Below are 21,731 nucleotides of genomic sequence, written 5' to 3' on the forward strand. Positions count from 1 at the left end.
CCTCTGCGTATGGGTCATCGCATCGGCAACGGGTAGATCAGCCCGCCGTCCCGATAGAGCTTATTTTGCCCGCGCTCGACGCCGAGCGGCGTAATGTGCCGGTCGAAGATTTCGCCATAATTTCCCGTCGCTTCGATCGCCCGATACGCCCAGTCATCGTCGAGTCCGAGCGACTTGCCGAATCCGGGCAGGCCGCCGAGCATCTTGCGCACTTCGGGGTCACGCGAGGTCACGCGCATGCGCGCTGCATTCGCGCGGGTGACCCCCATTTCCTCGGCAGCAAAGAGCGCGTTCAGCACCCATTTGTTGATCTCATACCATTGCTCGTCGTCGCTGCGCACGACGGGGCCTACCGGCTCCTTGGTGAGTCGTTCGGGCAGCACAACATAATCGTCCGGATGCGTGGTATCGGCGAGACGGATCACCGTCAGCGTGAAGGCATCTGTGGTCATCGCGTCGCACCGCCCGGCAAAGAAGGCGAGCTTGGCTTCCTCGGGATTCTCGAACACGACCGACTGGAAGCGCAGCCCCTTGCGCTCGAAATATTCGGCGGTGTTGAGTTCAGAGGTCGTTCCCTTGGTGATGCAGATCGACGCGCCGTCAAGATCTGCGGGCAGCCGCACGCCCGATCGCCGGGGCACCAAGAAGCTCTGCCCGTCGTAATACATGGTGCCGACGAAATTCACCCCGAGGTCGGTGTCGCGCGTCAGCGTCCATGTCGTCGTCCGCGACAGGACGTCGGCCTCGCCCGTCTGCACGATCGTGAAGCGCTTGTTCGAGGCGACCGGCATGAACCGGACCTTGCGGGCATCGCCGAGGACCGCGGCGGCGAGCGCCCGGCAATAATCGACGAAGAACCCCTGCCAGCGCCCGCGCTTGTCGAGATAGGACATACCGAGCTGCCCCGTATGAATGGCGCAATTGAGCGTTCCGCGCGCGCGAATCCGCGCGAGCGTAGATCCCTTCGCCGCGGCAATCTCATATCCGCCGGTGCCGGCCGGCTCGCGGTCGCAGCCGCCAAGAAGCAGGGCGCCGGCGGCGAGCAGCGCCGGAAGCCAGCGGCGCGGTGCGTGCGACCTATTCATAAACGAGACTTTCGATGCTAGCGCCATAAGAAATAGCTATAGGGAGCGATGTCCAATGAACCTGCGTCACCTCGAAGCCTTCAGAGCCGTAATGCTCTCCGGATCGGTCACCCAGGCCGCGCAGTCGCTCAACCTGTCGCAACCCGCGGTGAGCAAGATGCTTGCCGAGCTCGAGCATCAGCTGGGCTTTCAGCTCTTCCTGCGTTCGCGCGGCAGCGCGCTCACCGTGACGCCCGAAGCCGACGCCTTTTTCTACGAAGTCGAGCGGAGTTTCTCGGGTATTGCGGCCCTGAAGCGGGTAGCGGAAGACATTCGCAACATGGCGACCGGTACGCTCCGGATCGCCGCCCTCCCGGCGCTCGCGGTCAGTTTCCTGCCGCGCGTGATCGCGGCCTTTCGCGAGACGCATCCCGGCGTCACCGTTCAGCTCCAGACCCGCAGTTCCTCGACGGTGCGGCAATGGATGGCGAACCAGCAGTTCGACATCGGGCTCGCGACGCCGGCGCGCGAATTGCCCGGCATAAGGATGGAGCGCTTCCTGCGCTGCCCCGGCGCCTGCGTTCTCCCTGCCGGTCACCGGCTGGCCGTCAAGGACGTCATTCGGCCGGCCGATCTCGAGGGCGAGCCCTTCATTTCGCTCGCGCTCGAGGACGGCGTGCGTCACCGCATCGATCGCATTTTCGAGGACGCGGGCGTCCACCGCGAGATGGTCATCGAAACCCAATATGCGATGACCATCTGCGCGCTTGTCATGCAGGGGGTCGGATGTTCGATCCTCAACCCCGTGACCGCAGCGGATTATGCCGAGCGGGGCCTTACGGTCCGTGATTTCGCGCCGGAGGTCCATTTCGAATATATGCTCTTCACGCCGAAGTTGAGGCCGATGTCCCAAGTCGCTGCGGCCTTTATCGCGGTGCTCGAATCCCACCGCGACGCGATGTTCGGCTCCGACGCCAGCTGAAGACACAAGACGCCGCACGGCCCTCACGGCCACCGATCAGAAGGAGGCGGTCGCGCGAACGTACCAGAAGCCCCCGTTGAACCCCGTCGGCGCGAAGCGGAGATATCGGATCCCGTTGTTGATCTGGGATTGCCGCGCCTCGACGTCGGGGTAATTGTCGAAGATATTCTCGCCGCCGACCGCAAGCTTGAGCATGTCGCTGACCTTGTAGGACAGCTCGAGATCGACCAGCAGTTCGGCGCCGCCCGTCTGGTCGGCAGCCGGTGCGGCGCCATAGTCGGTCCATTTGCCATAATAGTTCGCGCGCGCGACGAAGCCGAAGCGCTCGCCCGCATAAGTGAAGGACGCATTGCCCTTCCACTTCGGAACGAAGCCCTCGAGTTCGAGCAGCCGCTCGCGGTCCGCAGTGATCACCGGCGAAGCCTTGATGACATCGGTTTTGGTATAGTTGCCGTTGAGGCCGAGCGTGGCCTTGCCGCCGCCGAGGTCGAAGCCCACGGTGAGCACCGCATCGACGCCCTGGGTGCGGCTGTCGAAGGAGTTGGTGAAGAAGCTCACCTGCTGGAAGGAATCCCCACCGGGAATGCCAAGCGCCGCGAGCTGCGCGCGCTGCGCCGGGGTGAGATTGAAATTGCCCGATACGGCGATCCGGTCTTCGACCTTGATGTTGAAATAGTCGAGCGTGAAGGTGATGCGATTGGAGGGCTTCACCACGATGCCGCCGGCGACGTTGAACGAATTCTCGGGCCGAAGCGGCGTCGCGCCGAAGAATTGCGCCACCGGATTGTTGGGCGCGATAATGCCTGCGGTCAGCGGCGCCCCGGTTATCGAGTCGATGTTGGTCTGGACTTGCGAGGCGTTCGACTGGCCCGGCGTCGGCGCCCGAAAGCCGGTGTTGACCGATCCGCGCACCGCGAAGACGTCCGAGAAATCATATCGCCCGTTGATCTTCCAGGTGAATTTCGAGCCGAAGTCCGAGTAATTCTCGTAGCGGCCGGCAAGGCCGAACTGGAGCGCGTCGGTGAGATTGCCTTCGAGCGACGTATAGGCGGCCCAGTTGCTGCGCGCGAACTCGCCCGCCTGGATGGGACTGAAGCCCGGGAAGCCGTTCGAGCCGACCGGCAGTCCGACGCGGTTTCCGGTATCGGGATCGATGACCGACGCGAAAGGACCAACCTGCCATGATGCGATGTCGCCGGCCGTGATCTCATATGTCTCGCGCCGATACTCGAGACCGCCGGCAAGCGTCAGCGGATCGGAGGTGCCGATCGCGATGGGGTAAGTGAGATCGAGATTGAAAGCGAGTTCGCGCTGCTCGAGCTGCCCCGGCTTGAAGGATGTTGGCGACGCGAGGCCAAGCGACGGATTGACCGTATTTTCGATCCGGTAGGAAGCATGGTTCTGACCATAGGAAGCGCTGAGGTCATAGGTCAGGCCCGAGGAGAATTCGCCCTTGAGGCCGGCCGCAAGCGCCGCGTCGGTCACCGTGGCGCCGAAATCCGGCGTAAAGCCGCCGGGAAAGAGCTGGCGGAAGCTGAAGCGCTGTCCTCCGGGCGTATTGGTGAGCGGAATCGAGGTGGAAATGAAGCTGGCATTGGGGTTGCGGTAGAAGAAGGCCGTCGTGCCGCGGCTCCAGCTATAGTTGCCGAAGGTGTAGAATTCCATCTCGTCCGACAGTTCGATGCCGGCATTGACGAAGATGCGCGCCGCCTCGGATTCGGGATTTCCCCAGCGCTGCGCCGGGACCGGGACATCCTGAACGCCGGCATCGATGAGCGCCTGCGCGTCGGGACGCTGGATACCGCGCGACGTCGTGCTGGCGTTCACATATTCGCCGCTGATGTTGACGAAACCGGCGTCGGTGAAGGGAAGCCCGACATTGCCCTGGACGAGGAAATCCTCACCGTCGCCCTTGTAGAATTGGCCATAGCGGGCGATCAGCAATCCGCCTTCGCGATCGCGGCGCAGACCGAAATTGAGAACGCCGGCGATCGCATCCGATCCATAGAGCGCCGACGCGCCGTCACGCAGAACCTCCAGCTGGCCGATCGCGATCGACGGAATCGCCGAAAGATCGGGTCCCTGCGATCCCCGGATATAGGGAACATTGGTGAACTGGACCGTCGCGCCGCGATGGCGCCGTTTGCCGTTCACGAGCACCAGCGTCTGGTCCGGCGGCAGGCCGCGCAGCGAGAAAGGCCGGGTGAAAACGGCGCCGTCGTTGCTGACGAGGCGCTGGACGTTGAGCGACGGGACCTCGGTGCGGAGAAGATCGTTCATGTCGGCCGTGCCCTTTTCGAGCAGTTCGGCGCCGGTGATAATGTCGATTGGCTGGGCGGAATCGGCCGCCTTGAGATCGTTCCGCCGCGTGCCCGTCACAACGATTTCGCCCTGCGACGCGCCCGGCTGCGGCGCCTCTTTGGCGTTATCCTGCGCGAAGGCGGCGGCGGCCGAAATGCCTGCCAGGACGGCGATAATCGAGCCACTCGTGCGAAGCAATTTCTTCATGGTCCCCTCCCATTTGCGAAAGCTCTCGGCTTCGCCACCGAGCTATCTTCGCGGCCTTGGCATGACCAGAAATAATCACCACTCATCGCTACAAACGAGATGGTTATTCCATATGGTTATATCTCTCGCTGCGGCATCGAGCAGCGCCCGGTCGCTGTTACTCGATCCCTTCCCGGGGGTCCGTGTGGAACACAACGGCCTTTCTATCGGCGCCGAAGGTCAAGACTTCGAATGCTTCGACATTTCCGTTCGGGGAGCCGCGCGGCATGCCGGGCACGGCGAAGCCGGACATATCGCGCAGTTTGTCCTCGACCGCCCGGTCGACATGCCGCGTCGGCACATGCCCCTTATTTTTTGTCCATATCGTGCCCAGCATGAGGATCGGGTTCGGGTTCGACAGGTTTCGGCGTTTCCGGCGCGGCCTTTGCCCGTGGCGGCACAGCGGCCTTCGCGGCAGGTTCTTGCTTGGGGCGGGATTTCTCCGGAGGCACTGCCTCTTTGGTCGGCGCCGCCGGGGCAGACGCGGCGGGCGTCTCGTCCGCTACGGGCATGGTCTCGACCATTGCGGGCGGCTCACCGGCAGTGACCTCACTCTGTTCCGGTGTGACGTCGCTCTGCTGCGCGGGCTCAGTGCCGCATCCTGCCAGAGCAAATATCAGCGCGGCGGCGCTCGCCAGGGGAATGAATCTCGTCATATCTGTCTCCTCTTGGTGTCGGCAGGTCATGCGCGGAATTCAGAAACCTTGCCGTCGCTGCCGAACGCCATCACTTCGAATGCGTCCACGCTTCCGTCCGGCATTTCCATTCCTGGTGAGCCGCGCGGCATGCCGGGCACGGCGATCCCTCGAATGTCGCGTGGCTTGTCGTGAAGGAGCCTCGCGACATGCTGCATCGGCACATGACCCTCAATGGCATAGCCGCCGATAACTGCCGTGTGGCACGACGCCAGCTGGCCAGGCACACCATATCGCGTCTTTACGGCGGCCATGTCAGCGCGGTTCTCGACAGTCACATCATAACCCGCCTTGCGCGCGATATCCGCCCAAGCTTCGCAGCAGCCGCATTCGGGATCGCGATAAACGAGCATTCGCTTGGGGCTGGACGTCTCGGCGCCCGGCGCGGGCGCCGCGCCATTCTTATCGCTGGTCGCCGCCGGGCCCGAGGCAGAATTGCATGCCGCAAGCGCCATCCCCGATCCGACCGCAATCAGGCCGAAAAGATGACGGCGCGTCATCGGATTTTTCATGTCATTTCCTCGCGAGAATGGATTTCATCTGTTCGATTTCGGCTGCCTGCCCCGCGATGATGCCGCGGCAGAGTTCGCGTATCTCGGCATCTTTGAGAGAAGCCTGTTCACACATGAGGATCGCACCCGAATGATGCGGGATCATCGAACGCAAGAAGGCCGTGTCGCCGATCGTCGTCTGTGTCCGGATGAGCCCGAAGCTCCCGAAGAAGGCAACTGCCGATCCCAGCAGCAGGAACGTATTGAGACGTTTCGACGGGAACATGCCCGGCATTGCGACGATCATCAGCACGACCATCGGCGAGACCATCATCAGCGTCATGTAGAGCATGTTGAGATTATTGTAGAAGCTCGAGAGGCGGTCGATCATGACGAACATCACCAAATACATGATGACGCCGCTGACGATCGTCTGCAGCGCGAGGCTGCGATAGGCTGGTTTCACGGCATTTCTCCTCGACGTGTCGCCACCCCGCGAAACTTCTAGAACCAGGCCCGCACCCCCATCACGAAGCTGACGCCGCTCGCATCCTCGCCCGCGGCGCGGGCAAAACGCGCGGTATCGCCGACCTTGCGCGCCCATTCGACGCCGACATAAGGCGCGAATTCCTTCACGACCTCGTAACGCAGGCGAAGCCCGAGCTCGAAATCCGAAAGCCCCGAACCAACGCCGGTCTCGGGGACATCCTGCAGCGCAAAATTGACTTCCGCCATCGGCTGGAGGATCAGTTTCTGGGTGATGCGCTGGTCGTAATAGCCTTCGAGCCGGGCGAGCAGGTCACCCTTGTTCGAAAGAAACAGCGCGCCCTCGACTTCGAACCAATGGGGGCGAGCCCCTCGAAGCCGATCGTCGCATAGGTGCGGTCGGGGCCGGGCCCAAGATCCTGCCTGATACCCGCCTGCGCGTTGAAATAGGGTCCGATCGCCCGGCTGTAGAGCGCCTGTACCTCGGCGCTCTCGATGCCTTCGCCGAACACGCCCTCGCCTTCGCTCTTGATCGTCAGCCGGTTAATGTCGCCGCCGTACCAAGCCTCACCGTCCCAGCGGAACCCGTCGCGGCCCTTGCGCGCCTGATATTCGGCAAGGTTGAAGCTGATGAAAGCGATGGTCTGCGCACCATTCTCTTTCATCATGTCGTGGCGCGAATGCTCCATTTCGGCTTGGGGATAAATGCGATCGGCATACCAGTCGCCGGGAGGCGCAGGCGCGGTAGCATCGCCCGGCGGCAAGTCGGTGCCGCTGGCGCCGCTCATCGTCGCCATGCCTTCCATTCCGGCCATGGGGTCCGCAGACCCGCCCTTCGGGGTGCAATGGCCCATTTTGGCATGTTCGGGCGGACAATCGGGATCGGACGGCGCCGCCGTGCCATGATCCATCGCGTCCATGTCAGAAGCGCCCTTGCCCGAAGCCTCCGCCTCGGGCGTACAATGACCCATCGCCGCATGTTTGGGCGGGCAGGTCGAAGTTTTGGGCTCCATGTCCATGCCCTGCATGCTCCCATGGTCCATCTGCTCCATCGACCCTTCGGCGGGCGCTTCGGGCGCGGGCTGCGCTACCGGCGCTGGCGTTGGCGAGGGAGCGGGTGTCGGCGCGGGCGCCGCACCATGCATCGAATGATCCATCGACTGCGCCGCGGCGGGCACAGCAAAGGTCAGCGGGGCGATACCCGCGAGGAGAAGCGCGACCCGGGTCATTCGCCGTCTCCCTTCGGACGGACGCTGACGACGCGCATCATTCCCGCGTGCATGTGATAGAGAAGATGGCAATGGAACGCCCAGTCGCCGAGCGCGTCGGCGGTAAAATCGAAGCTCGCGATGCCGCCCGGCTGGACAAGCACCGTATGCTTGCGCGGCGACCGGTCGCCCTTGCCCGTCACCAGTTCGAAAAAATGACCGTGGAGGTGGATGGGGTGGCTCATCATCGAATCGTTGATGAGGTTGATCCGCACGCGCTCTCCCTCGATGAAGGGGATGGGCTCGTGATAGTCGGACATCTTGATGCCGTCGAACGACCACATGAAGCGTTCCATATTGCCGGTCAGATGGATGTCGAGCGAGCGCGAGGCGGCGCGGGTATCGGGGTTGCGCTCGAGCGCGACAAGGTCATGGTAGGTCAGCACCTTGTGCCCGACATTCTCCAGTCCCTGCCCCGGCTCGTCCATGCGATCCATCGGCATCGGCGAGATCGTCTGGACGCTCGGGTCGCGCTTGACCTGCGGCGCGACACTGAAGTCGCGCATGCTGTGCTGCATGCCTCCGCCCGATCCATGATCCATGCCCGCCATCGCGCCGCTTTCCCCCGCTGGCGTACAATGGCCCATCTTGGCATGTTCAGGGGGACAGGAAGGATCGCTCGCCGGCATGGGCATGGCGCCCATATCGCCGCCCGAATGGTCCATACCCGCCATCGAGCCGCCCGACATGTCGCCCATGCCCATGTCCTTCATGGTCGCGAGCGGCCGTTCGCGGAGCGGCGGCACCTCGGCGACCATGCCGGCGCGCGGTGCGAGCGTCGCGCGTCCCATGCCCGACCGGTCATTGGCCTCGGCAACGAGCGTATAAGCACGGTCCTCGACCGGCGTGACGATGACGTCATAGGTTTCGGCGACCGCGATCTGGAACTCGTCGATCTCGGTCGGCACGACATTGAGGCCGTCGGCCTGCACCACGGTCATCCTGAGGCCCGGGATGCGGACGTTGAAGATCGTCATCGCCGACGCATTGACGATACGCAGGCGCACCCGCTCGCCCGGGCTGAAGAGCGCGGTCCAGTTGTCGCGCGGACCATGGCCGTTGACGAGGAAGGTGTATGTCGAACCATTGACGTCGGCGACGTCGGTCGGGTCCATCCGCATCTTGCCCCAATCGATCCGCTCCTTGAGCGGTTGATCCTTGCCGGCGAGCAGGCCCGCCAGCGTCTGGCGCTGCATGTTGAAATGGCCGGGATTGACCTTGAGCTTGCGGAAGATCGCCTCGGGCGACAATTGACTGTGGTCGGACAGGACGACGACATGCTCGCGATCGTAGCCGATCGGGTCGGCGCCCGCGGGATCGATGACGATCGGGCCATAATGGCCGAGCTGTTCCTGAAGCCCCGAATGGCTGTGATACCAATAAGTCCCCGATTGAACGACCGGGAATTCATAGACAAACTTCGAGCGCGGCTTGATGCCGGGGAAGCTGACGCCGGGCACGCCGTCCATCTGGAACGGCAGGATCAGCCCGTGCCAGTGGATCGAGCTGTCCTCGTCGAGATCGTTGACGACGGTCAGGCGCGCTGTCTGCCCTTCCTTTAGACGGACGAGCGGCGCGGGCACGGTGCCGTTGATCCCGATCGCGCGGCTGACCTTGCCGTCGATCCGCATCGTCTGCCGGGCGATGCGCAGCGTTATGTCATTGCCGGATACGGTCGGAAGCGGCGCGGTGATGCCGGACGACACCGACTGGGCCCAGGCCGGGAACCATGCGGCCATCGCCGCAGCAGCCCCTCCACCCAAAGCTCCACTGACGAACCGACGCCTTTCCATCTGCATATTCTTTCCGACCGTTACTGACTGTTCCTAAAGCTATACGCAGGCGGCACGGCTGCCCCTCAATAAAAATGCCGGACGATGAGGAGATGCCGCCTGAACGAGCGGTCGAACCCTCAACCCTCGGCGCTCGCAGATGTTCCCGCGAGCAATTCCCGGAGCCTGGTCCGCGCTCGATAGAGGCGCGTTTCGACTGTTTTCTCGCTGACGCGCAAAATGACCGCTGTTTCGGCCTGGCTGACCTCGTCGACACCGCGGAGGAGCAACACTTCGCGCAAATTCTGCGGCAGCTGATCGATCGCCCCGCGAACCTTGGCGAGCTCTCGCCTGTCGGTCGCCGCGGAATCGGGCCCAGGACCATCGCTTGCTACGTGATGCGCATTTTCGAGCGGGAGCGCGCGGGAGAAAAAGGCGCGCACCTTTCGCCGTCGTGCCCAGTCGCGACATTTGTTGAGCGCGATACGGGCGATCCATGTGCGGAAGGGGCGTTCGCCATCATAGCGATCGAGCGCCGAAAAGCCGGAGACGAACGTCTCTTGCGTCAGATCCATCGCCTCGTCGGCATCGCCGATCTGCTTTACGATGAGCCGGTAGACGCCCGTTTTGTAACGGCGCAGCAACTCGCGATAGGCGTCTTCGCGGTGCGCGCGCGCAAAGGCCGTCAGATCCTGGTCGCTACATTGCGATAGGTCGGCGCTCACCGCGCATCGGCGGTCAGCGCCTTGACCACGCTTTTGTCGAACATTTCCGCTTGATCGGGGTTGAGAACCCCGCGCATCGCGAAGAGATGCTGGAGCGTTTCCTTCTGCAATGTCCCCATCACCTCATGCGTCTCGTCGATCGCCTCGGTGACGCGCGGTCCATAGCCATGCTCGGCTTCGATCGCCTGCGCGAGCCGGACATTGGCGGCGCGCATCTCGAGTTCGAGCGCCTGGCGGCGACCGGCGAAGTCGGCTTCGATCCGCTCGAGTTTCTTTTCCTGCTCCGGGGTCAGGTCGAGTTGGCCGTGGAGAAGCGCATGAAGTTCGGTTTCGCTGGCTTTGGGCGCATCGGCCACCAGACGGCCGATGAACACGCCGGCAATCGCCGCGGCGAAGGCAATGAGCCCCAAGAGAAGAAGACGGCGCGACGGCATTGCTACTGTACATCCAGCAAGGTGGAAGGCACCAATGCGCTAGGCGGGCCGAATGGGGTCAGGGGGCTTGCCGCGACCGCCGGCTGGGAAATCGCACTCCCCGCAAAAACACCGCCGCCGAGCGAGACAAAGGCCGCGAGCGCCATCAGGCGGCGCATCGCTACCGCTTCGCGCCGGCGGATCGCCAATGCGCCCATGATGCGATCATCGAGCGCATCGAGCGCTGCGGGCAGATCGATCCTGTTCAAAATGCGAAGCTCCTTATCCATCGATCGTCTCTTCAAACCTTTCCATCATTGTACATACGCGCCGAAGCGCCTCACCCCTCACACCAGAATATTATTCCGGAATATTTGAGGGCCATGCCGATATCCTGCGTATTAGCAGGACAGACACGCATTTGGAGGTGTTCATGTTCAAGTCTCTTCTCCCCTCTGCAGCGGCGGCTTTCGCTCTGCTTCTCATGCCGGCCACGGCAAGCGCGCACACCAAGCTCGTCAGCTCGACGCCCGCCGCCAATTCGACCGTTTCGAAGGTCACGTCGGTCAATCTTCAGTTCAACGAAAAGATCGTCGCCTCGACCCTCAAGACCGAGCTGGTCATGACCGGCATGCCCGGCATGGCCAATCATGCCCCGATGAAGGTGCCTTACTCGTCGATGATGGGCAAAGAGGGCAAGTCGGCGATGCTGATGCTCAAGCGGCCGCTGACAGCCGGAACCTACAAGGTCACATGGTCGGCGGCGGGCGCTGATACCCACCGCATGGGCAGCGAATTCAGCTTCACCGTAAAGTAAAAGACGGTGGGGGACCCCGTTCTGATCGGCATCAGGTTCGCACTTTATGCGGACCTGATGCTCATCGCCGGCCTTGCTGCGTTCCCGCTTTTTGCGCTGACGCGGAGCGAACGCCATGAGCCGCAGCCGATGATGGCCGCGATCTGGCGCGCAGAACGATGGCTCTGCGCCATCGGGCTGCTCGTCTCCAGCCTCGGAATGGGCGTGCTCGCGGCCTCGATGCAGGGCGTGGGCATCCTCTCCCTGGAGTTCCAACCCTTTTGGGATCTGGTTCGCGAAACCGAGGTCGGCATGGCCTGGATCTACCGGAGCGCCGCGCTGCTCGTTGCGTTGGCGGCGGCAGTCTGGATGACGCGCCGGCCGACAATCGCAGCCGCCATACTCACTCTTGCCGGCTCGGTCGCCGTCGCGACCTTGGTCTGGTCGGGCCATGCGGGCGCGACCGAGGGCGCGGCGGGCACCCTGCATCGGGCCAGCGACATATTGCACCTGATCGCAGCGGCGGTCTGGATCGGCGCAATCGGCGCCTTTCTTATGCTGATCTCGCCCCAGCGCCTCCGCGAATGGCCGGGGGGACTCCAAATTGCGTCGCGGAGTCTCGATCAATTCTCGCGCGTCGGTACGATCTGCGTCCTCGTCATCGCCGCCACCGGCCTCGTCAACAGCCAGATGATCGTCGGCGCCGAGAATCTCGGCCGCTCCCTCGGCTCGCCCTATGGACAATTGCTCCTCGCCAAGCTTGCGCTGTTCGGACTGATGTTAGCGCTCGCGGCGGCGAACCGCTGGCAGCTGACCCCGGCGCTCGCGGCCGCCGTCCCGGAGACCAATACCGACAATGTCGCCGCCGACCCCGACCTCGCGATCGCAGCCATGCGCAGAAGCCTGGTCATCGAAGCGTCGGCCGCGCTCGCCATACTCGCGCTGGTCGCCTGGTTCGGCACGCTCGAACCCTTCGTCGCCGTCGATCCGGTTTGACCGCCAGCACCGTCTCATGGTCCGGTTCGATCATGCTCGGGGCCGGCTGGGCGTTGATTGACGCACGCATCGGGAGCAGCCGTCCTCATAGCCATGTGGCGCATCAGATCAGCCTCGCCGTCGAACGAGACCTCGAAATTTCCGGTGATGCCGACATGATAGTCCCTGCCGGACACGCCATTGCCATCGCATCGCATGTCCGGCACCGCCTGGGACCGCCGGGCGCCCTCGTGCGATCATTTTATCTCGACCCGCTTTTTCGTGCCGACGCGCGGCTGTCCGCCGGATCGGCGCCCGTCCTGTTGACACCAGTAGAGACGGCCGGACTATGCGATATCGCTAGCGGCGCGGACGCGAAGCGCTGGGCGTCCGACTATCTCGACCGGTCGCAGGTGCGTCCGGTGGATGCACGCCTGTCCGAGGCGCTCGCGGCCCCTAGTGATTTGTCGACCGCGCGCGCGTTGGCCGACGTCGCCTGCCTCTCGCCCTCGCGCCTTCGCGAAATCGTCTGCCGCGACTTCGGCGTGCCTCCGGCCAAATTGCTGCAGTGGCTCCAGCTTCAACGCGCCGTGCGGGCGCTGGTCGGCGGCGGAGGTCTCGCCGACGCAGCGGCGGCGGGAGGCTTCGCCGATCAGTCGCACTTCACGCGCCGCTGCGCTCAATGGCTAGGCGTGACGCCTTCGGCTGGCCTTAGCGCCTTCGCGTTCGAAATCGTGCCCTGAGCCGGATGCGCCTCGCACCGCGTCGCTCCGGCGAAACATTCAAGACCGCCGCGCCTGCTTGCCCCTAAGCGTCTCCTCGAGACCGGCGAGTGCGGCCGCAATCCGGCGGCAAGCCAAAGCGTCGAAAGGAGACGGCCATGCCCGACCCGAAACCCGTAGCAAGATCCTACACGCCAGCGGCAGGATATCACTTCCTGACGCCCTTTTATGATTTCGGCGTCGCGGTGACGACGCGCGAGCGCGTGTGGCGCGACCGTCTCGTTCGCCATATGGCGCTCGGCGAGGGTGACGTCATTCTCGATATCGGCTCGGGTACGGGAAATCTCGCGCTGGCGATCGCTCGCCATAGCCGGGACGTCCGCTATCTTGGTTTCGACCCCGACGAGGCCGCGACGCGAATTGCCCGAACGAAGACCGCGCAGATTGTTCCACCGCCGGAGTTTCGAGTTGGCTTTTTCGCGGCTTCGGCGATCGATGACTGGCCCTCGCCTTCCAAGATTGCGATCTGCCTCGTCCTTCATCAGGTCGGGCTTGAGGAAAAGGCACGTCTGCTACGCGAGGCCCGGCAGGTGCTCGCGCCGGGCGGCAAACTCTATGTCACCGACTATGGAGAACAGCGCAGCCGCCTCATGCGGTTGCTGTTCCGCCTGACGATCCAGCAGCTCGACGGCGTCCAGGACACCCAACCCAACGCCGATGGATTGCTCCCGGTGCTGATGAGAGAGGCAGGCTTTTGCGATGTTCGCGAACTTGAGACGTTCCGCACGCCAACCGGTGCGATCGCGATCATCGAGGCCCGAAAGCCCGGGACCTGACGGCACAGGGCAAAGAAAATCCAAGGGATAATCGCCTTTCTTGCGTATCGATAGAAGCGGCTCCATTCTGGAACCGCCAGGAACGACGCCAGCGGCGAACTCGACCGGTGGCGTTTGGACCGCCCCGCCGCGAGGCGGGCATCCGACACATACGGGAGCGGCGGCGATGCACGATCATCAGGGCGCAGAAAAAGGCAGCGGGAGCACGACCGATCCCGTCTGCGGCATGACGGTCGATCCGGCCACCACACCTCACACCGCGACGCATAGCGGCAAGCATCACTATTTCTGCAGCGCAGGCTGCCTCGCCAAATTCGAGGCCGATCCCGATCTTTATGCCGCAAAAAGCGAGCCGGCCGCAGCCGATGCACCCGAAGGCGCCATCTGGACCTGCCCGATGCATCCCGAAATCCAGCGCGCCGGCCCCGGAAGCTGCCCGATCTGCGGCATGGCACTCGAGCCCGTCATGCCGACAGCATCGGACGGCCCCAGCGAAGAATATCGCGATATGCGGCGGCGCTTCTGGATCGGGCTCCTTCTCGCCCTTCCGGTGGTTGCGCTCGAAATGGGCGGCCATCTGACGGGCCTCCACCAATATGTCGGCCGCCAGACGAACAACTGGATCCAGATGCTGCTCGCGACCCCCGTCGTGCTATGGGCTGGCTGGCCCTTCTTCGAGCGCGCCTGGCTCTCGATCCGCAACAAGAGCCTCAACATGTTCACCCTCATAGCGATGGGGACGGGCGTTGCCTGGGGCTACAGCATGATGGCGGCGATTCTCCCGCAAATCTTCCCGGCAGCCTTCCGCGCCGCCGATGGTTCGGTCGCGGTCTATTTCGAGGCCGCCGCAGTCATCACGGTCCTGGTGCTACTCGGGCAGGTGCTCGAACTCAGGGCCCGCGAAACGACGAGCGGCGCGATCCGCGCGCTCCTTGACCTGACACCGAAGCTCGCCCGGCGCGTCCGCAGCGATGGAAGCGACGAGGAGGTAGCGCTCGAGGAAGTCGCGGTCGGCGACATGCTGCGCATCCGTCCGGGCGAAAAAGTCCCCGTCGATGGCATCGTCGTAGAAGGCCGCGGCACAGTCGACGAATCGATGGTTACGGGCGAATCGATGCCGGTCACCAAGGCGGCCGGCGCGGCGCTGATCGGCGGGACGATCAACCAGACGGGCGGCCTGCTCATGCGCAGCGAGAAGGTCGGGCGCGACACGATGCTCGCGCGGATCGTACAAATGGTCGCCGACGCGCAGCGCAGCCGGGCGCCGATCCAGCGTCTCGCCGATACCGTTTCGGGCTGGTTCGTGCCCGGCGTCATCGTCGTCGCCATCGTCGCTTTCATTGTCTGGTCGCTTCTCGGCCCCGCGCCCGCCATGGCCTACGGCCTTATCGCCGCCGTCTCGGTGCTCATCATCGCCTGCCCCTGCGCGCTCGGTCTCGCGACGCCGATGTCGATCATGGTCGGCGTGGGGCGTGGCGCCGAAGCCGGCGTGCTGATCAAAAATGCCGAGGCGCTTGAACGGATGGAGAAGGTCGACACCCTCGTCGTCGACAAGACCGGGACGCTGACCGAAGGCAGGCCCTCGGTCGTCGCCATCGACGTCGCCGAAGGCTTCGAAGAGCAGGATCTGCTCCGGATTGCCGCGAGCCTCGAGCGCAGCAGCGAACATCCATTGGCGGCCGCGATCGTCAAGGCCGCCGAGGACCGGGGCCTCGCGCTGGTCGAGCCATCGGGGGTCGACCAGCCGGTCGGCAAGGGTATCGTCGGGGTCGTCGTCGACAAGGCGATAGTCCTCGGCAATGCGAGCTTTCTTGAAGAATATGACGTCGATCTGGGCGCGCTCACCGAGGCAGCCGACCGCCTTCGCACAGACGGCGCGACGGCGATCTACATCGCGGTCAATGGCAAGGCGGCCGGGGTCATCGCCATCGCCGACCCCGTCAAGGAAACGACGGGCGACGCGCTCGCGGCGCTGCGCGAGGCCGGAATCAAGGTCATCATGCTCACCGGCGACAATCGCGTCACCGCCGAGGCGATCGCGCGGCGCCTCGGCATCGACGACGTTGAGGCCGACGTCCTCCCCGACCAGAAGAGTGCGGTCGTGCAGCGGCTGCGCGAAGAGGGCCGGATCGTCGCGATGGCCGGCGACGGGGTCAACGACGCCCCCGCGCTCGCCGCCGCTGACGTCGGCATCGCGATGGGCTCGGGAACCGATGTCGCCATCGAAAGCGCGGGAGTGACGCTGCTGCGCGGCGACCTTCTGGGCATCGTGCGGGCGCGGCATCTCAGCCATGCGACGATGGCGAACATCCGCCAGAATCTCTTCTTCGCTTTCGCCTATAATGTCGCCGGGATTCCGGTCGCTGCGGGCGTGCTCTATCCGGTCTTCGGACTATTGCTCTCGCCGGTCATTGCCGCCGCTGCGATGGCACTCTCGTCCGTCAGCGTCATCGCCAATTCGTTGCGGCTGCGCTTTGCCAGAATCTGATCGAAACCACCGGAGAAGTTCGGACGCAATAAGGGGAAATGATATGAGACGACTGACGATTACAGCAATCACATTGGCCATGCTGGTGGCCGTCCCGGCTCAGGCGACCGAGCCTGTGGATTATCAGGGCGCGGCGGCAGCGCTCGCGCAGTATAAATCAGCGATGGAAAAGCGGGACCTGACCGGCGTCGAGGCACTCTTTTCGCCAGACGCCCAGATATTCGAGTCGGGCGGCGTCGAAGGGAATTTCGCCCACTATCGCGACCATCACCTCGGTCCCGAACTCAAGGAGTTCAGATCCTTTGCCTTCCGCAACTACAAGATATCGGTTCGGGGCGAAGGCGATGTAGCGATCGCGACCGAGACCTATAGCTTCTCGATCGTACTCGCGAGCGGCGAAACAATCGAGCGGGACGGCGTCGCAACGAGCGTCCTTAAATGGGAAAACGGAAAGTGGCAGATCGTCAATCTGCACAGTTCCTCACGCAAGCCCAAGGTGCGGCCGGCGGGCGGCGCCTGATCGCGTGAAGAAAGGGCTCGCCCCCGAGGCTCGCGGGCCCGGGCGGGCCCTGAGGCCTCGCCGAGCCCGCGCCTGAACGAAACGCATAAGTCCGATCGAGTAAGGGGCGCCCGGAATTACCTCGACGCGGCAAGTACGCAAACCACCTGTCTCCTTTGCGACAAGGGAAAACCTGTTGCGGTGCGTATCATCTGTTGAACAGCCTTTGCATCGCGTTCGGCTTCACAGCTCGACGCTTGTTTTGAGGGAGATAGACGATGGAGCGTTTTCGAAACTTCGATTTCCGGAAGCACATGCCTAGCTTGGCGTTCACGCTCCTGGCCGTTGCCGTCATAGCTGGCGCTGGAGCAATCACCGTCTATCTCGGCCTGTACAATATAGCGGCCGATGCACCTCATAGCCGACTGACTTACAGCGTCATCGAAACATTCAGGGAGCAATCCATCGCAGCCCGGTCCGGATCGATCGCGGTGCCGGCGGATTTGGCGGCTCCGGCGCGGATCGCATCGGGCGCCGGACTATACACGGAGATGTGCAGCGGCTGCCATCTGGCGCCCGGAATGGAAAAAACCGAAATGAGTCAGGGGCTGTATCCGCAAGCGCCCATCTTGTTCAAAGGTTCGGATCGTTCTGCCTCGGAGCAATTCTGGATTATCAAGCATGGAATCAAGATGACCGCCATGCCGGCTTGGGGGAAAACGCATGATGATCGTCTTATCTGGGATATGGTCGCGTTTGTCCGAAAACTCCCGGGCCTGTCGCCGGCACAGTATCAGGCTATGACGCAGGATGCGCCAATGGACCACGACGCGATGATGAAGGGCATGACCAAGGCTGAAGGCGCGAGTCAGGAACCAAGTGGGGCGGGCGAACACGCTGGGCACTGACGTCATCGACAATCATACAGCACCGGGGTGAATCGACACGTTCCGACCTCCGACATCCCTCTACTTTGCCGGTGGGACGGAAGGTCTCGACTTTCGCTACGGGCCGGAGCCAGCGAATTGTCTTGGCGCGGCTAGTCGCAGGTGGAAAACAGCAATTCGGAATGGATTTAGCGGGGCTATGCACATGGAGCGCGACCTTGTCCGCGAACTGATCGAGCGCTGGCGCGGCGATCCCGGCTCGACCTATCAAAGCTGGTTCCTATGGGAGGAACGACTGAAGAATTTTCGTTCGATCAGAAGAGGAATCTCGCAGGTCGTCGCCGAAATCGAGGCCGGCACCTTCGGAGCGGCATATCGGGGTTCGTCATTGGAGATCATTGTTCATTCGGTCGCCGAACAACGACAGATTTTCAAAGGTGCGGATCATGCCTTCTTGTGGAAGCCCAAACTCAGAATCCCCGACATCTACGAGAACGCCGACAATCAACGAGCCTTTGGCAGACTTCTTCACCATTGCTCCTGCTGCGATACTGCGGAAGAAGTCGTCGCCGGGATCCACGCAATCGATAGACAGAAGATCAAAGGGTTGGGTCCCGCGGTAGCCAATCTTCTCTATTTTCTGCATCCCACTCTTGTGCCTCCCTTCAACACGGCAATCGTCAAGGGCTACAACGCGGTGACGGGTGCCAATGTGAAGCTTGGCAGCTGGGAGCATTTCCTGGCCATGCGCGCTGGCATACTCGATCTCAACGACCGCTACCGTGATCTTCTCTCCAACGACTTGGGGGCCATTGGCGGGCTGCTGTTCGATATCGGATCGGGAAGGTTTCCGGCCCCGCCGCGCAGCGATTCGACCGAAAACGCGCGCGACTGGACTGCCATGCTGGACGAAACGCGCGCGCAGACGCAAAAGCTCGACAAGGCTATTGCAAATCAGAAAGAGAGCGACCGGACGCACGGCGAAATCCAATCCTGGCTTCGAGATCTCGGGCTTGCACTGGGATATGACGTCTGGATAGCGGCAAACGACCGGGGGCGCCTTCATGAGGGCTTGCCGCTCGGTTCTCGATGTCTCGATAGCTTGCCGCATGCCATCGCAACCGCCAAGGGAAGCGATGCAATAAGGCTGATCGACGTTCTTTGGCTCGATCACTCGACCGCTACGGTCGCGGCGGCATTCGAAGTAGAGCATTCGACATCCATCTATTCCGGAATTGTCCGCATGCTCGATCTCGCGCTGAGCAGCGAGAATCTTCATTTATCGACGGCACTTTTCCTTGTTGCACCCGACGCCCGAGAAGCAGATGTCCGCGCCCAGCTCCGACGCCCGGCATTCAGCCGGATCGGAGATCTCGACATCTCCTACCTGCCGTATAGCGAACTCGAGCGGCACCGGACCGCCATCGCCCGCTTCGGATCGGGCCTGAAGGCGATTAAGGCGATTGCCCATCAATTGCCTTGAGGCTCCGAGAACAGGGTTCCGTTCCAAACCAATCGATCATTGCATCGTTGTGACGTTCGCGGCGCTCGCAAAACACGAAAATTTCACGCGTGGCAGGCGTTCAGGATCAGACTGCTCTGATCTGCTCGTGGAAATCGCCCTGACCCGCTCAGCGTCCCATCATCCTTGTTCCCGATGTGGCCATGCGACAGCGCCCCTGGAGTGACGAGCATACGATGACCTGCGTCCAGAAGAGATATTCCTCCCGGGCACGTTAGCGCCCGGGAGGACCGACGGCCGCAGGGGTGCCGCCGGGGACCTCGCAGAACGAGGAGCTCAGAAGAAATAGCGCAGCTGCAGTCCGTACTGACGCGGCTCGCCGTAGATGTAGAGCGGCAGGGTCGGATTCGAAACACCGTTCGCGTCCGTCCCGATCGTGCTGTAGCTCACATATCGCTCGTCGGTCAGGTTTCGGCCATAAAGCGCAATTTCCCAAGCCTCGCTCCCAGGCTGCCATGCAACACGACCGTTGACGAGTGTCGTAGCGTTTCCTGAGAAGAGCGGATTGTTGTTTGGCTTGAAAAAGACGCTGTCGCGCCATGACACATCGGTCCGCAATGTCAGCGTTCCGTCCCCGAGTGGTGCCTTATATTCGCCGCCAAGGGTGATGTTCCACTGCGGCGCATTCGGCAGGCGGTTGCCCCTGAGGCTCCCACCAACATCATCAAAATAGACGTCGTAGCGGGCATCGAGATAAGCGATCGTCGATGTGAGCGTCAGCCGATCAAGCGGACGCGCCATGAACTCGGCCTCGACCCCCTTAATCGTCGCCTTACCGGCATTCGTCGTGCTGGCGACGCCATTGTTATATTCGACCACCTGGAGATTGGTATAATCATAATAGAAGGCCGAGAAGTTCGCGCGAAGCCGCCGGTCAAGGAGGGTCGATTTCAGGCCGACCTCATAGCTCCATACATATTCCGGCAGGAACGGGTTGCCGTCGCCCAGTTGAAATCCGCCCGACTTGAATCCGCGGGTTGCCGACGCATAGGCCATGACATCATCGCTGACATCGTAATCGATCCCGATTTTCGGGGTCCAGGCGGTCCACGATGATTTGGGTTGGCCGGCATCGACCTGGTTCCCGTTCAGGAAGATTTGATAGGCAAAATCCTTCTTTTCATAGGAGTAACGCAGACCACCCGTCAGCCGAAGCCGTTCGAAGAATTCGTAGCTTGCCTGGCCAAAGAGCGCGAAGGCATTTGTCGTGTTATTCTCTGGGATCGCAAGCCGGCGTCCAGGCTCGATGATGCGGATTTCATCATTGCCCTTCTCGTTGAGATAAAAGGCGCCGACGATCCAGCGCAGCTTGTCTGCATCGTTGTTGAGGAGTTGGAACTCCTGCGTAAAGGTGCGCGAGCGCTCGTAGAACTCAATGTCGCGGAGGAAGAGGTCGGTCGAATCGACGTCGAGTGCCTGGACGACCTTGCTTTTGCGGAGCGCGGTGATCGAGCGGATCGTGACCGGTCCACCATCCCAGTTCATCGTCGAGGAGGCGCCCCAGGCATCGACATCGTAGCGCGGCAGGCGGTCGAGCGCAGCCTCCCTGTAATTGGCCGGGATGGTCGCACCCGCATCGATGAAACCCTGCGGATAAAAGGGCCGCACCGACCGCGCTCCGGTTTCGCGATCACGACTCGCATCTGCCCGCAGCACGATCTCAAGACGATCGCTGGCGTCGATAGCCAGGGTCAACCGCCCCGCGAGATTGTCCTCATTCTGATAGCGCCGCCCCGAGACGATGTCGCGGTAGATGCCTTCGCGCTGGTTCGCGAGCAACGTGATGCGGCCCCGGACGCCTTCACCGAGCGGCCCGGAAATCGTCCCGCTGGCGGAGCGCTTCTCATAATTGCCGATGGTGAGTCCAAGCGTGCCGCTCAGTTCCTCGGTCGGCATTTTGGAGATGATATTGAGGGTGCCGCCGGCAGAGTTGCGACCAAAAAGCACGCCTTGCGGGCCGCGCAGCACCTCGATGCGTTCGACGTCGAACAGGTCTTGATAGCTCGTTGTCGGGCGCGAAATATAGACACCGTCGTAATGGACGGTCGTGCTGGGGTCGGTTGCGACGCCGAACGCGGAAGTCCCAATCCCGCGAATATTGATGATCGCCATTGAGTCGTTGGTAATCGAAACACCCGGCACGAAGAATTGCAGGTCCTCGACGTTGGATATGCCCGTCGCGGTGAGCGCCTCGCCGGTCATTGCCGTCACGGAGACCGGAACCGACTGCAAATTTTCCTCACGCTTCTCAGCGGTTACGATGATCTCGGTAAGGCCCTCAGACTGACTTTCCTGAGCGTGCGAGGGCATCGCAAACCCCATTGCGATCGCCGCCAGCGAAGCGCCATGCACCGCACGACTCTTTGACACGCGATAGTATCGAATATTCATTATATTTCCCCTGTTTAGAAAACCACGCGATTGCGCAGCCCAATGAAGTTCGGGGAAGTCGAGGACAAAGCCATACACGCCCGCAAGCCGCTGATTACGACCTCCGGGTTCGAGCACTCAACAACCCCTACTGAGATTGACTACGCACCAGAACTGCTCACCCCTTAAAAAT

General features: G+C 62.6%; 20 protein-coding genes and 1 pseudogene. 9 read left to right on the forward strand and 12 right to left on the reverse strand.

What is annotated here, in order from left to right; genetic code table 11:
• Positions 1-14: 14 nt before the first annotated feature.
• Complete coding sequence (locus OVY29_RS14475; RefSeq protein ID WP_234715992.1) at positions 15-1,085, reverse strand: amino acid ABC transporter substrate-binding protein; 1,071 nt, start codon at positions 1,083-1,085, stop codon at positions 15-17.
• Positions 1,086-1,140: 55 nt separating this feature from the next.
• On the opposite strand from OVY29_RS14475, the gene OVY29_RS14480 reads away from it, so the two are divergent.
• Positions 1,141-2,046 carry a LysR substrate-binding domain-containing protein gene (locus tag OVY29_RS14480; RefSeq protein WP_003046376.1) on the forward strand — a complete coding sequence of 302 codons (906 nt, stop codon included), beginning with the start codon at positions 1,141-1,143 and terminating at the stop codon, positions 2,044-2,046.
• 36 nt (positions 2,047-2,082) lie between these two features.
• Here the strand turns inward: OVY29_RS14480 and OVY29_RS14485 are convergent, their stop codons facing one another.
• The 10 genes and pseudogenes from OVY29_RS14485 to OVY29_RS14530 all read right to left on the reverse strand — a co-directional run bounded on the left by OVY29_RS14485 (position 2,083) and on the right by OVY29_RS14530 (position 10,712).
• The gene (locus tag OVY29_RS14485; protein ID WP_039578990.1) at positions 2,083-4,554 is read right to left on the reverse strand and encodes a TonB-dependent receptor plug domain-containing protein; all 2,472 of its coding nucleotides are present in this window, start codon (positions 4,552-4,554) and stop codon (positions 2,083-2,085) included.
• A gap of 157 nt (positions 4,555-4,711) precedes the next feature.
• The gene (locus tag OVY29_RS14490) at positions 4,712-4,894 is read right to left on the reverse strand and encodes a DUF411 domain-containing protein (RefSeq protein ID WP_039578987.1); all 183 of its coding nucleotides are present in this window, start codon (positions 4,892-4,894) and stop codon (positions 4,712-4,714) included.
• Positions 4,895-4,901: 7 nt separating this feature from the next.
• Positions 4,902-5,249: a hypothetical protein gene (locus OVY29_RS14495; RefSeq protein ID WP_137890128.1), complete on the reverse strand. Its 348-nt coding sequence runs from the start codon at positions 5,247-5,249 to the stop codon at positions 4,902-4,904.
• A gap of 26 nt (positions 5,250-5,275) precedes the next feature.
• Positions 5,276-5,743 (reverse strand): DUF411 domain-containing protein, encoded by a 468-nt coding sequence (locus OVY29_RS14500; RefSeq protein ID WP_313911620.1) that lies wholly within the window; start codon positions 5,741-5,743, stop codon positions 5,276-5,278.
• A 58-nt stretch (positions 5,744-5,801) separates the two neighbouring features.
• Positions 5,802-6,191, reverse strand: coding sequence for a DUF305 domain-containing protein (locus OVY29_RS14505; RefSeq protein WP_223181178.1), 390 nt, complete (start codon positions 6,189-6,191; stop codon positions 5,802-5,804).
• A gap of 92 nt (positions 6,192-6,283) precedes the next feature.
• Positions 6,284-7,494: pseudogene (locus OVY29_RS14510) on the reverse strand (copper resistance protein B).
• Positions 7,491-9,326 carry a copper resistance system multicopper oxidase gene (locus tag OVY29_RS14515; RefSeq protein ID WP_405053472.1) on the reverse strand — a complete coding sequence of 612 codons (1,836 nt, stop codon included), beginning with the start codon at positions 9,324-9,326 and terminating at the stop codon, positions 7,491-7,493. The pseudogene OVY29_RS14510 and the gene OVY29_RS14515 overlap by 4 nt, the downstream one beginning before the upstream one ends.
• A 119-nt stretch (positions 9,327-9,445) precedes the next feature.
• Entirely contained in the window at positions 9,446-10,030 is a 585-nt protein-coding gene (locus tag OVY29_RS14520; RefSeq protein ID WP_313911621.1) for an RNA polymerase sigma factor, read from the reverse strand.
• A complete protein-coding gene (locus OVY29_RS14525; RefSeq protein ID WP_003046401.1) occupies positions 10,027-10,464 on the reverse strand; it encodes a periplasmic heavy metal sensor in 438 nt (145 codons plus the stop codon). The genes OVY29_RS14520 and OVY29_RS14525 overlap by 4 nt, the downstream gene beginning before the upstream one ends.
• Before the next feature lie 2 nt (positions 10,465-10,466).
• Positions 10,467-10,712, reverse strand: a complete 246-nt coding sequence (locus OVY29_RS14530) for a hypothetical protein (protein ID WP_137870392.1) — start codon at positions 10,710-10,712, stop codon at positions 10,467-10,469.
• Between the two features lie 164 nt (positions 10,713-10,876).
• Between OVY29_RS14530 and copC the strand changes: the two genes are divergently transcribed.
• The 8 genes from copC to OVY29_RS14570 all read left to right on the forward strand — a co-directional run bounded on the left by copC (position 10,877) and on the right by OVY29_RS14570 (position 19,129).
• Positions 10,877-11,260, forward strand: a complete 384-nt coding sequence (copC, locus tag OVY29_RS14535) for a copper homeostasis periplasmic binding protein CopC (RefSeq protein ID WP_011542702.1) — start codon at positions 10,877-10,879, stop codon at positions 11,258-11,260.
• A 6-nt stretch (positions 11,261-11,266) separates the two neighbouring features.
• Positions 11,267-12,235 (forward strand): copper homeostasis membrane protein CopD, encoded by a 969-nt coding sequence (copD, locus tag OVY29_RS14540; RefSeq protein WP_077031247.1) that lies wholly within the window; start codon positions 11,267-11,269, stop codon positions 12,233-12,235.
• A gap of 230 nt (positions 12,236-12,465) precedes the next feature.
• Complete coding sequence (locus OVY29_RS14545) at positions 12,466-12,957, forward strand: helix-turn-helix domain-containing protein (protein WP_313911622.1); 492 nt, start codon at positions 12,466-12,468, stop codon at positions 12,955-12,957.
• A gap of 137 nt (positions 12,958-13,094) precedes the next feature.
• A complete protein-coding gene (locus tag OVY29_RS14550) occupies positions 13,095-13,772 on the forward strand; it encodes a class I SAM-dependent methyltransferase (protein ID WP_011542705.1) in 678 nt (225 codons plus the stop codon).
• A gap of 166 nt (positions 13,773-13,938) precedes the next feature.
• A complete protein-coding gene (locus OVY29_RS14555; RefSeq protein ID WP_077031248.1) occupies positions 13,939-16,260 on the forward strand; it encodes a heavy metal translocating P-type ATPase in 2,322 nt (773 codons plus the stop codon).
• A 43-nt stretch (positions 16,261-16,303) separates the two neighbouring features.
• Positions 16,304-16,780: a YybH family protein gene (locus OVY29_RS14560; protein ID WP_053555655.1), complete on the forward strand. Its 477-nt coding sequence runs from the start codon at positions 16,304-16,306 to the stop codon at positions 16,778-16,780.
• Positions 16,781-17,037: 257 nt separating this feature from the next.
• Positions 17,038-17,667 (forward strand): c-type cytochrome, encoded by a 630-nt coding sequence (locus tag OVY29_RS14565; RefSeq protein ID WP_137890118.1) that lies wholly within the window; start codon positions 17,038-17,040, stop codon positions 17,665-17,667.
• 184 nt (positions 17,668-17,851) lie between these two features.
• Complete coding sequence (locus OVY29_RS14570) at positions 17,852-19,129, forward strand: type II restriction endonuclease (protein ID WP_137890117.1); 1,278 nt, start codon at positions 17,852-17,854, stop codon at positions 19,127-19,129.
• Positions 19,130-19,444: 315 nt separating this feature from the next.
• Here OVY29_RS14570 and OVY29_RS14575 read toward each other — a convergent pair whose 3' ends face one another.
• The gene (locus OVY29_RS14575) at positions 19,445-21,559 is read right to left on the reverse strand and encodes a TonB-dependent receptor (protein ID WP_313911623.1); all 2,115 of its coding nucleotides are present in this window, start codon (positions 21,557-21,559) and stop codon (positions 19,445-19,447) included.
• Between the last annotated feature and the right edge of the window lie 172 nt (positions 21,560-21,731).

It is taken from the genome of Sphingopyxis sp. SE2, assembly GCF_032227185.1.
GTDB lineage: Bacteria > Pseudomonadota > Alphaproteobacteria > Sphingomonadales > Sphingomonadaceae > Sphingopyxis.